Here is an 11881-nt window from a genome sequence, read left to right on the forward strand (position 1 = left end):
TGAAGTTATTGCTTGACGCTTCCCGCGCTCAGCCCGGACTGCCAGAAGCGCTGCAGGAAGAGGAAGATCGCGACGATGGGGACGATGGTGAGCAGCGACCCGGTGATGACGAGGTTGTAGATCGGTTCTGCTGCCACACCCGACGCCTGCGCACTCCACTGATTCAGACCGACTGTCAGCGGATACCAGGCCGGGTCGCTGAGCATGATCAGCGGCAGGAAATAGTTGTTCCAGGTTGCGACAATCGCGAACAACGCGACGGTGACGATCCCCGGCGCGAGCAGCCGGATGGAGATGGTGAAGAAGGTGCGAAGCTCTCCTGCTCCATCCAAACGCGCGGCTTCGAGCAGTTCGGTCGGCACGGAGTCGATGGTGTACGTCCAAATCAAGTACAGACCGAACGGACTGATCAGCGACGGGATGATGATCGCCCACGGGGTGTTGGTCAACCCCACCTGACTGAACAGCAGAAATGTCGGTACGGCCAGCGCGGTGCCCGGCACCGCGACGGCGCCGATGACCACGGCGAAGTATGCCTTGCGCCCGGGGAAGCTGTATTTCGCCAATCCGTATCCGGCAAGGGTTGCGAGCAGGGTCGCTCCGCCGGCGCCGACGACAACGTACAGAAGTGTGTTGCCGAACCAGCGCAGGAAGATCCCGTCCTTGTACGCGAGGGTCGCGACGATGTTGTCCCAGAGTGCGAACGAATCGCCGAACGCGAGGCCGAAGGTGCTGAACAGGTCTCCCTGTGTCTTGCTCGCGTTTATCAGGAGCCATGCCAGGGGCACGAGAGCGTACGCCAGGAAGACGAGCATGACGACGGTCAGCGCGATGGACTTGCGGGGGCGCGCGACGGAGAAACTCTTCCGCGCACGGGGATTGACTGTGCGGAGCGCAGTGGTCATCGCTCTCCCCTCCTGGTCCCGCGAAGCTGGACGACATAAGCGATGGTTGCGGTGATCACACCCATGACGATGGCGACGGTCGCGGCGTAGTTGTACTGCTGACCGGCGAAGGACAGGTTGAAGGCGTACATGTTCGGGGTGAAGTACGTGGTGATGACGTTGTTGGCGAGCGGCCGGAGGATGTTCGGCTCGTTGAACAGCTGGAAGCTACCGATGATGGAAAAGATCGTCGCGATCACGATGGCACCGCGCGCCGCAGGCAGCTTGATGGCCTTGATCACCTGCCACCCCCTGGCGCCGTCAATCTCCGCCGCCTCGTAGAGGTCCGAGGGGATGGTCTTCAGCGCCGAATAGAAGATCAGCATGTTGTACCCGATGAACTGCCAGGTAACGATGTTGCCGATGGACGCGAGGACCCACTCGGGAGCGAACGGTCGGAGAATGTCCGCGCCGAGGAAGTCGTTGATGTTCGCGGTGAGGCCGAAGTTGTTGCCGTACATGAATCCCCAGATGAGCACGGCCACCACAGCGGGCACTGCATATGGGAGGAAGACGACCATGCGGAACAGCCCACGGGCGTAGAGGCGGGCACTGTCGATGGCAAGTGCCGCAATCAGCGCGAGGAGCAGCATGATGGGCACCTGGATGAGCAGGAACAGCAACACCCGGGTGAAGCCGTCCCAGAACTTCGGATCCGACAGCACCGCGACGTAGTTGTCGAGCCCAACGAACGTATCCCCGCCAATGAGGCGGTTCTGGAAGAGGCTCAGATACAGGGCGTAGGCGAGCGGTGCGATGAAGACGAGCGCGAACACCACGGCGAACGGCCCGGTGAACTGCCATCCGCGCCAGTCGCGCTTCTTCACGCGGGGTTTTGCGACGACGTTCGACATCACTCCTCCGTCTTCTTCGGGGCCCGAAGCACCCAGACATCCCACGCTGCGAGCGTCAGGACGTGACCGGCGGGTAGCGCCTCACGCGTCACCGCGTCCACAACGTCGGCCGTGAGCTCGATCCGCTGTGGTTCCCATCCCCAGTTGAAGATGAACCAGAAACGGTGCTCGGCGGTGGATCCGGACGCTACGGTGACCTCGTCGGGGACGGTGCGCAGGATGGAGCGCGGTGTTCCGATGACGGTCTCGCCCAGGCGCCTCGCGAGGGCCCGGTTCGGGACGGTGCCCACGACGGTCACATGCCCGGCGCCCGCCGGATGCGAAGTGATCGCGGCGAATCGCTCCAGCCCACGGTCGTCATACCCTGCGACAACGTCGGCACCGGTCGGGATCAGCCCATCCGCCCACAACCGGCCCGCGCCTAGGTCACCCTCTTCTGCGGTCACGGTGACTGGTGCATCGAGGTTCGTGTACTCCTCGTACCAAACACCGGCGATGTCGGAAAGTCCGGCGGGTGCCGTCGCAACCCGTGCACGGGCTTCCTCGTCAGCGTATGCGGTGCGCGGCCCGAGGACGAGGTGCCCGCCGGCCGCGACATACGCGCGGAACAGCGCGATGTCTTCATCGGTCGTCACATAGACGCCGGCTGCGATGAGCACAGGGAACCGCTCCACCAGCTCCTCTGCCCCGAGAGCGAGCGCCTGCTCGACATGCAGGATACGGGCCTGAGCGCCTACCGCGGCAAGGCTGCCGTAGAACGCATCGAACAGCCGTTCATAGCCCTGGTCATCGGCGACACCGCCACGGGCGAACGGGGGCATGAACTGCATCGCATACCGGCTGGGATTCGACCAGAGAATTGCTGCATCCGCATCAGGCACGTAGCCCTGCAGGTCGGCGCCGATGGACCGGAGCTGTGCCCCGATGTCGCTGACCTCCCCGTACACGCGTCCGGGGACAAGGCTGTGAGGCAGGACGCCACCCCAGTAGGTCTCGGTGCCGTAGGGCAGCGTATGCCAGTGCCAGTATTCGATCATCGCGGCACCACGGGAAATCAGGGCGAACGCAGCCTGGCGGAGCTGGCCGGGGTACGGGGGGTGATTGTTCTCGCTCGCGTCAATGGCCTGCGCATTGGTCTCGGTCACCAGGAACCGGTCCTGCTTCGAGGAGTAGAGCCGGTCAGCCTGACGGAACAAGCCCGGGACGCCGGACGTCGTCCAGTAGTTGAGCGCGTCATGGTCTTCGCCGGCATCCAGGTGCCGCTGGAAGCCGTAATACGGATTCCCGGAGGTGTAGTCGAGACGCTCGAACAGGTCGCGGTCGTCGAGACCACGTCGAGGGTATTGCAGACAGGTCGTGACGAACTGGTCCTCGCGCGAATACTCGCGCACGATGTCCGCCTGCCACTCGATGAAGTCGCTGGTGACCTCAGCCTGGTACCGCCGCCACGCCAAGTCGTACTGCGGGAACGTGTTGCCGTCCGGGCGCCAGAGTTCGCCCCAGTCGCTGAGGCGGTGAGACCAGTACGTCAGTCCCCACTCCCGGTTGATGGTCTCCACGTCCCCGAAGCGGTCCTTCAGGCTCTGCACGAAACCGGTGAACACACCATGGTTGTGCAGCAGCTCAAGGCCCGGCTCGTTGTCGACCTGGTACCCGATGACCGCCGGGTGCTCGGCGTAACGCGCGATGATCTTGCGGATCACCCGCTCGGCGTGGAAGCGGAAAGCGGCATGGGAGTAGTCGACCTCCTGGCGTGCACCCCACGCGATCTTCTCGCCTGTCCGGCGCTCTCCCGCGATGTCCGGGTAAGTGATCTGGAGCCACGGCGGCACCGCATACGTGGGCGTGCCGAGAATGACCGAGATGCCCCGTGCGTGTGCCGCATCGAGCACCGGCGCGAGCCACTCAAGGTCGAACTCGCCGTTGCGCGGCTCCCATGTGGACCACACCGATTCGCCGACACGGATCACGTTGATGCCCGCAGCAGCCATGAGGTCCAGGTCCTCGGTCACGCGCTCGCTCTGGTGGTACTCGGGATAGTAAGCGACCCCGAAAAGAACCTCGGGCGGAAGGGGCGGCACAGCAGACATCCGGTTCGTACTCCATTGTTCGACGCTCTAAACTGTTATCGAGAACAGTTCCTCGTTCGGCTATTGTTATCGATAAAAGTACGGATTGCAACTAGTGTTTCTCAGATGCACATGAGGTGGCCATGACAGTCAACGATGACGCGACCAGCCCAGGCAGCGGACGACGCAGCACGACGATCTATGACGTTGCACGAGCGGCAGACGTGTCTCACCAGTCGGTAAGCCGGTATATGCGCGGGATGGGTATGCGGCCTGGCACGAAGGCGAAGATCGAGAAAGCGCTCGAAACGCTCGAATACAAGCCGAATCTGTCTGCGCGTGCGCTGATTACTGGTCGGTCGCTTCGCATCGGCGCTCTCACCCACGAGACACATCAGGTCGGCCCGAGCATGATCATCCAGGGCGCGACGGCCGCTGCTCGAGACGCCGGCTACCTCCTGGACGTCGTGTCCTTGGACATGGGCGACCGCGCCGACATCAACCGCGCCCTGGCCCTGCTCATGCAGTACGACCTCGCTGGCATCCTCGCGTTCTCCTCCACGGACAGCACTCGCGCCGTGTTCGAGGGCACCGACTTCGGTGTCCCGGTGGTCATCGCCGCCGAGGATGACGAACCCGCGGCCGTCCCTCACGTGCATACGGCGAGCCAGGGAATACATGACCTGGTGGAACACCTGTATGAGCTCGGCCACCGCCGGATGCTGCACATCGCCGGTCCCGCCGATTGGTCCGCAGCGCGCAACCGTCTCCAGGCGTTCGAGACCGCAGTTCGGGACCGTGGTCTGGAACCGTTAGGCATCGTTCACGGTGACTGGTCAGCGCGTTCCGGAAGCGACCTTGTCCAGCAGATGGATGTCGACGATCTACCTACGGCGATCCTCGCCGCCAACGACCAGATGGCCCTCGGCGCGATCCACGCACTGCGCGATCTAGGCCTCGAGGTACCGACAGATGTCAGCGTCACCGGAGTGGATGACACACCGGAGTCGCCGTACTTCACGCCGCCCCTGACGACTGTCAGACTCGACTTCCGCACACAGGGCCGTCAGGTGCTGGAGACTCTGTTGACTGAGCTCGGAGTGGCCGCAGACGACCTGAAACGTGAACCCTGCCCGGCGGAAGCTCCCGCCACTGTCATCATCCGCGAATCGAGCGCACCGGCACCGGTCGGCCTCTCGCGCACCCAACCAGATCTCTAGTCCGACCAGCCGGTGATGGCCTGCAGGCGTGCACGCTGGATGCTGTTGAGCTCGGCGCCGCGCTGCACACGGATCCACTCGGCGTGCGATGCAGGCATTCCTTCAGCTTCGTTGCCGATCCTTGCGCGTCCGCAGAGGTCACAGACCGCGGAGCGAGGCGCTTCTCTCCTGTCTGCGTGAGCGCTACACCTCTTCTGGGGGGACGCCATCCACGAGGATGCTGCGTGCGTGGTCGGCGGCGAAGTAGTCGATCAGTGTGCGAGCGGAGCGTGAGATGGGGCGCTGATCAACAGTGACGATTCCCGCTTTGAGGGGCTCCCCGATGCTTGCCCTGATCTCGACGAGTTTGTAGTCATCGCACAACGCAAGGAAACGGCGCGAGGCTACGAGAAGAGAGTCCGATGTGGTCGCGAGACGGAGCAGCAGGTCGTAGTCGTCAACTTCGAGAAGCGGCCGAGGGTCCATCGGAGACATCGGTCTCTTCGTCCGACAGAACCATCCCCTCACGCTCTTGCAGTCCGCCGACATAGAACTGAATCTCACCGTTACGCACCATGACTTCCGCAGATAAGGGGGAAGTGGTGAATATCAGCCTCCGGGGTGAGCCGCTTCGCCGTGGCCGTCCGCATCGGCTCGAACCTCGACCTGAGGGTCGTCCGACAAGCGATCAGTCTCTCTGCGCTTTCCGCTGCGGGACTCACGTAACGAGCGGAACAGAACCCAGGGCGTTTCCGCAGTTCAATGACAGCGATCGAGAGCGCCTCGTCCGGAACCGGAGGTCGTGCACAGTTTGGGTGCGAACGACGTGACCTGAAACTCGAAACCAACTACTCCCGACGACGCCCACCGCTTCCCGGTCCGGCAGTTAAGTGGTTCACGGATGGCGGATCAGTTATGCCTGAAACAAGTCGATGAGTGACCGCTGTCATCGTTCCCGCTGGCGGGTTGGATCTGTAGTGCCTTTACCAGCCGGGCGTAGAGCGGGCTCGAGTCGAGGAGTTCATGATGTGTGCCCGATGCACTGATCCGTCCACGGTCCATCACAATGATCCTGTCAGCGTCCACAACCGTGGAGAGACGGTGAGCGATCGTGACGACGAGGCTATCGGAGGAGATCCGATCGATGACGTCGTGGATGGCAGCCTCCGTCAGCCCATCGAGTTGCGCGGTTGCCTCGTCCAGGAGGAGAACATCAGGTCGCCGAACGATCGCGCGTGCGACGGCGATCCTCTGACGTTGCCCCCCGGACAGGCTCGTCGTGCTGACCGGCTCATCCAACTGGAGCGGGAGACCCGCGACGAGCTCGCGCAGGTCGACGGCGTCGAGCGCGTTCCATAGTTCCTCGTCGCTCGCCTCGGGGAACCTATATGCGAGGTTGTAACGGATCGTGCCGTGAAGGAGAGGTGTTTCCTGCTCCACGTAGGCGATCCGTTCGCGGATGGACTGCAGGGAGAGCGTCGCGTAGTCGCTGCCGTTCATACGGATCGAGCCTGCCTCGGGGCGGTAGAAGCCGAGGAGAAGCAAGAACAGGCTCGTCTTGCCTGCGCCGGAACGCCCGACCACCGCCACCCTGCCTCGCGACGGCAGCGTGAGCGAGAGATCCTTCACCGCGGGCGCCGCCGCACCGGGGTATACGAAGGAGACGTGTTCAAACGACAGTGCCGCAGCGCCCACGCGAGGTCGTGGGGCGGGTTCCCCGCTCTGGGTGTCTTCGGGCGTGATGTTCTCGGTCTCGCGGATTCGTGCGGCGGCGGCGGAGCCTGCTTGCAGCTCCGCCACGTACATAGTGATGGAGCTGACCGGCTCCACGAGCTGAAACGCGTATAGCAGGAAGGCGACGAGCGTCGAAACCTCCAGCCATCCCGCGCCGATCCGCCAGGCTCCGACCGACAGGATGACGAGGATGCCGAACTGGATTCCCGTCGAGGCGATAGTCCACGCGAACGCCTCGGTGCGGTTCGCGCGCTTGCCATAGCGCATGGATTCGCGGGCCTCGTCCAGGACACGGGCCTCTTCCGTCGTCTCGGCACGGGATGCTTTCATCGTGCGCATGGCGCGTGCACCGCCTTCGAGGATCGCCCCGAGCCGACCGACGGCCTCTTGGGCGAGCCTCTGGGCGACACCAATCCGGGGCATCAGGCGTCCAGCGAGCACGCCGACGACCGCTATGCACAGCAGCGCGACAAGGAACAAGGTCAGATCGAGCATCGCCATGAGCACGAGAGCGCCGACGAGGGCAATGACCTCATTGACCAGGTTGACCAGCGCCGACGACGTGGCTTCACGAAGCAGCACCGTGTCTGAAGTCACCCGTGTCACGACCTCTCCGGTCGGACGGGCGTGGAGGCCGGCGATCTGGCCACGGAAGAACATACCGACGAGCAGACTCCGCACCGAGAAGACGATGTCCTCGGCGAGGTTGCCCAGCAGAACCGCCTGAGCGAAACCGAACCCGGCACCGAGGATCACGAGACCGAGCAGCACAGTGATCGGCGTCACCATATCGCCGGTTCCGCCGACGGAATCCAGGATCTGCTTGGTGACAAGCGGCGTGGCCAGTGCGGCGGCAGTCGTGCCCAGGCCGAGCAGGAACCCGACTGCCAGGCGGGCGCGATGCGGCTTGACGAAGGGCCACAGGGTGCGCATGTTGGGCCAGCGGGTCTCGGTGGGCGGAAGCGAGGTCATGGGAGACATCCATCGGGATCAGAGCGGGTGCGAGGTCGATACCGCGCGAACGACTCCTGAACCGTATTCGGGCTCGATAAGCGTCAGATAAGACCGATCGGCACCGCAGGCTCAGCACGCACTTATCTGACGCACATCTGCACGGGGATGATGGTGTCTGTGGAACAAACGCCTGTGATCATCACGCCGTCCGTCCGTGTGCTGGTCGTCGATGATGAACCCAACCTCCGCCACCTCCTTTCCTCCGTTCTCAGCAGACAGGGCTGGACGGTCGAGGTCGCGGGTACCGGGCGCGCGGCCATTGACTCGGCCTTCCGGATCCGACCCCATCTGATCGTGCTCGATATCACATTGCCGGACATCGATGGCGTCCAGGTGCTGCGCACCATCCGCGGGGAGCTGCCCGACACCATGGTGCTCTTCCTCACGGCGAACGGGACCGTCGCCAACCGTATCGGGGGCATCGCGGCCGGCGGCGACGACTATGTCACCAAGCCGTTCAGCGTGGAAGAGGTCGTAGTGCGTCTGCGCGGACTCCTCCGACGCAGTCCGATGCTTGCAGCTGGTGCTCCGACCCCGATCCTGGAGATCGGCGATCTGACGCTGAACGAGGACAGTCATCAGGTATCCCGGGCAGGGGACGATATCAGGTTGACGGCCACCGAGTTCTCTCTTCTGCGTTTCATGATGCTCAACGCCGATCGGGTGCTCAGCAAGGAACAGATCCTGGATCGGGTGTGGGAGTATGATTTCGGGCGAGAGTCGAACATCGTCGAGATCTACATCTCCTACCTGCGCAAGAAGATCGATCATGGACGCGCACCGATGATCCACACGCTCCGCAGAGTGGGATACATCCTGCGCGAAGCGCCCCCCGCGCCGGCGGAGCAGTGATGCGCACGGAACGAAGGGTGCGCACCACTCGCGGACGCCTCGTCATCGTCGTGTCGGGTCTCCTCCTCACAGCACTCGTAGCGCTCGCGATCACCTCAATCGTGATCCTGCGCGAGAGTCTCGTCTCCCAAACAGATTCGACGCTCTACATCGCCCACGACAGTGCGCAAGCACAGGTGGTCAACAACCTTGAGCAGACCGGCTCGTTACCCGAGTTCGACGACTTCCCTATCGTCGTCCCCCCGGACGGGTTTCTCCTCGTGCTCGACGGCCGCGATCCGGCTCTGTCCGCTTTCTTCACCCGTGACTTCGACTACCGCTCTCTCTCCGTTGCCGAGATCCGAGAAATCCGAGATCAGCCGTTCGTCACTGACGAGACCGTCACGATGCAACTGAGCGCCCACGGGACATACCTCGTCACGGCAAGTGTCGTCGGAGAATCTCCCGGCGCCCGATACACCGTCATCACTGGCGTCGGACTGAGCGATACGGACTCCGTCGTCACGTCGTATGTCATCTGGATATCAGCGGTGGGTCTCGCCCTGGCGGCACTCTCCGCTGCCCTCGGGTATCGCCTGGTCTCACGCGAGCTGGATCCCCTGGAACACGTCGCACAAGTCGCTCAGCGAGTGACCGACACCCCGCTGTCCGCCGGCGAGGTCGAACCGCAGGGCAGGGCGCCACGGGATCCGAGATTGCGGGGGTCGGAGGCGGATCGGGTCGCGATGGCCCTCAACCGACTCCTCGAACACGTTGAATCGTCGCTCAACGCACGGCACCGGGCGGAAGAATCCATGCGCCGCTTCGTCGCAGAAGCCAGCCATGAGCTGCGTAATCCTTTGGCGTCAATTCGGGGGTACGCCGACTTCTACTCACAGTTCCCGGCAGACCCGGAGGAGATCGCGAGTGCACTGGGGAGGGTGGGCGCGGAGGCGAAGAGGATGAGCACGCTCGTGGACGACCTCCTCCTCCTTGCCCGTCTCGACGCCGACCCGCAGATGAAGTCGGAGCGAGTTGATCTCTCGCAGGTGGTGCTGGAGACGGTGTCGGATGCACGCTTCGCCCACCCCGAGCATTCGTGGCAGATCGCGGTGCCCGACGATGCGGTGACTGTCGACGGAGATGAGGATGCGATCCGTCAGATGCTGTTGAACCTCGTGGGGAACGCTGGCCATCACACGCCGCCGGGCACACGCGTGCGCATCTCGCTTCAGCAGAGGGAGGACGAGACCCTGCTGCTCGTCGAGGACGACGGACCAGGGATCCCCGCCGCAGCGATCCCTACCCTGTTCGACCGATTCACCCAGGCTGGAGACCACACGACCACCCGCAAATCAACAGTCGGTCTCGGGCTCGCGATCGTTAAGGCCCTGGCGACGGCATCCGAGTATGAGATCGGAGTATTCTCCGATGAGCACGGGACGCGGTTCTCCGTCACGATTCCACGACGATCGGCCGGCGCTGAACGACCGGAAGGTGACGCTTCCTCAGCCCGGTGAACACCCAGCGACGATAGAGCACGAAGCGCACGACCGCACCAAGAACGAGACCGATCACGTTGCTCGCGACGTTGTCGGCAAGGGCAGAGGTCAGCCCCAGAATGACGTGCGAGACGAACAGGCACCCCAGCGGCACCGCCATCGCACTGACGCTCACCGCGAAGAACCCGAGCATCTCACGCCCAGGGGCGGCCGTCCGCTCCGCGGCGAACGACCAATAGCGGTTGCCAGCCCAGTTCACGGCAATCGCCACCATAGACGAGATGACCTTGGCGATGAACACGGCCCCCGTGAAAGAATCCGGCCCCAAGACGCTCGAACGCAGGAAGTTGAAGAGCCCGACGTCGACCACCAGCCCCACGACACCAACGACCCCAAATGCCGCGATCTGACGAAGCAGCCCACGCATTCGTCATTTCTCCCATCCGAGTTGGGTCGCGGCCCAGACCAGCCCGTACGGCATGATCGTTCGCGCCGTGGTCCAGTTGTGAGCCAGTCCGGGAAGCACACGGAGAGTTGTCGTCTGTCCCTGAGCCCGCAGGGCGTCCCGGATCTGCGTCGCCTCGGCAGTCGGCTCCCCATCTCCCTGGCCGAGGAAGATCTTCTGCGACGTCGCCGTACCACGAGCGGCAATCACGTCCAGGGGCGTGTTGCGCTTCCGGGCCTCGGCATCCGCCACGACGGCTGCCGTGTACGGCTTCGTGTACGGCATGATCGACACCACGCCGCCGAAAAGATCTGGACGGTGCAATCCGTAGAGCAGGGAGCCGAGCCCTCCCGACGACATCCCTCCGATCAGACGATGCTCGGCGTCGGCCTGCGTGCGGAGATTCGCGTCCGCCCACGTCACCACATCGTTCGTCACGAACGTCTCGAGTTGCGGTCCCCCGGGGACGTCGAGCGGCTCGTCATCCACACGTTCGGCGCCGGCGTTCAAGTCGGGCGACACGACGATCATCGGCGGAATGCTCCCCGCGCCGATGAGGGTATCGAGAAGATAGTCGATACGGCCGCCCGCGAACCAATCCGCCGCACTCCCCGGAGCCCCATGCAGCACGTACAGCACCGGGTACCGGCTCGTGTTGTCGGGTTTGTCGTACCCGGGCGGCAGATAGACCCAGGCACCGGTGTTCGGAACCTTGGTAGCTGAGGATGGGACTGCGGCCAGAAAAGCGTACCCGCGGTCGTCGGTTGTGACCCGCTCCGTGGTCTCGCCGACCCGGGGCGTCTCGGAAGGTGCCGCCACGGCGGACTTAGGGAAGCTCGTGACCGGTTCGCGTACCTTGTCATCCACCCAACGCGTGAGCGTCGCGACGGATGGGAAGTACCCGACCCAGGTGTTGACACCTAGCGCGAGAGAGACGGCGAGTACGAAGGCACCCGCCGTCGACCATCCGGTGGCGCCGAGGACGCGGCGCCGTCGACTGCGAGCTCCTCTGCGGCGGGCCGAGTGCACCGCGAGCCCGACGGCACCCGCCGCCACAACAAGAGCGATTGCAGAAGGCCAGTACGTAGACAGGAGATCGGTCCCTGGATCCTGCAGCAGCGAGGGCGGTACATCGATGGGGGCGTCCGGGTCCATCACGATCTCCTTCCGGGTCGGCACTGGGGAGCGGGCCGCGTCGCGGCCCGCGCTTCGAGCGTATGAGAGCGCGCATGCGCAGGAGACGGCATCGCGCGAAGTCATATCCGGCTCTTATGCAGCGGTCGGATCAT

9 protein-coding genes are annotated in these 11881 nt (G+C 63.9%); 3 read left to right on the top strand and 6 right to left on the bottom strand.

The window, feature by feature from the left end; genetic code table 11:
• Window positions 1-5: 5 nt before the first annotated feature.
• From ACTJI8_RS09740 to ACTJI8_RS09750, 3 genes are read right to left on the bottom strand one after another with little or no spacing between them, the layout of a single operon-like run.
• Window positions 6-905, bottom strand: coding sequence for a carbohydrate ABC transporter permease (locus ACTJI8_RS09740; RefSeq protein ID WP_440733236.1), 900 nt, complete (start codon window positions 903-905; stop codon window positions 6-8).
• A complete protein-coding gene (locus ACTJI8_RS09745; protein WP_440733237.1) occupies window positions 902-1798 on the bottom strand; it encodes a carbohydrate ABC transporter permease in 897 nt (298 codons plus the stop codon). The genes ACTJI8_RS09740 and ACTJI8_RS09745 overlap by 4 nt, the downstream gene beginning before the upstream one ends.
• Entirely contained in the window at window positions 1798-3888 is a 2091-nt protein-coding gene (locus ACTJI8_RS09750; protein WP_440733238.1) for a beta-galactosidase, read from the bottom strand. The genes ACTJI8_RS09745 and ACTJI8_RS09750 overlap by 1 nt, the downstream gene beginning before the upstream one ends.
• A 122-nt stretch (window positions 3889-4010) precedes the next feature.
• Between ACTJI8_RS09750 and ACTJI8_RS09755 the strand changes: the two genes are divergently transcribed.
• Window positions 4011-5087 (top strand): LacI family DNA-binding transcriptional regulator, encoded by a 1077-nt coding sequence (locus ACTJI8_RS09755; protein ID WP_440733239.1) that lies wholly within the window; start codon window positions 4011-4013, stop codon window positions 5085-5087.
• Between the two features lie 888 nt (window positions 5088-5975).
• Here the strand turns inward: ACTJI8_RS09755 and ACTJI8_RS09760 are convergent.
• Window positions 5976-7772 (bottom strand): ABC transporter ATP-binding protein, encoded by a 1797-nt coding sequence (locus ACTJI8_RS09760; RefSeq protein WP_440733240.1) that lies wholly within the window; start codon window positions 7770-7772, stop codon window positions 5976-5978.
• A 174-nt stretch (window positions 7773-7946) separates the two neighbouring features.
• On the opposite strand from ACTJI8_RS09760, the gene ACTJI8_RS09765 reads away from it, so the two are divergent.
• Window positions 7947-8666, top strand: coding sequence for a response regulator transcription factor (locus ACTJI8_RS09765; RefSeq protein ID WP_440733241.1), 720 nt, complete (start codon window positions 7947-7949; stop codon window positions 8664-8666).
• Between the two features lie 17 nt (window positions 8667-8683).
• Window positions 8684-10165 carry a sensor histidine kinase gene (locus tag ACTJI8_RS09770; RefSeq protein ID WP_440733242.1) on the top strand — a complete coding sequence of 494 codons (1482 nt, stop codon included), beginning with the start codon at window positions 8684-8686 and terminating at the stop codon, window positions 10163-10165.
• Here ACTJI8_RS09770 and ACTJI8_RS09775 read toward each other — a convergent pair.
• Window positions 10101-10574: a GtrA family protein gene (locus tag ACTJI8_RS09775; protein WP_440733243.1), complete on the bottom strand. Its 474-nt coding sequence runs from the start codon at window positions 10572-10574 to the stop codon at window positions 10101-10103. The genes ACTJI8_RS09770 and ACTJI8_RS09775 overlap by 65 nt on opposite strands.
• 3 nt (window positions 10575-10577) lie before the next feature.
• Window positions 10578-11747, bottom strand: a complete 1170-nt coding sequence (locus ACTJI8_RS09780; RefSeq protein ID WP_440733244.1) for an alpha/beta hydrolase — start codon at window positions 11745-11747, stop codon at window positions 10578-10580.
• Window positions 11748-11881 lie beyond the last annotated feature (134 nt).

The organism is Microbacterium sp. 22303, assembly GCF_052045265.1.
GTDB lineage: Bacteria > Actinomycetota > Actinomycetes > Actinomycetales > Microbacteriaceae > Microbacterium.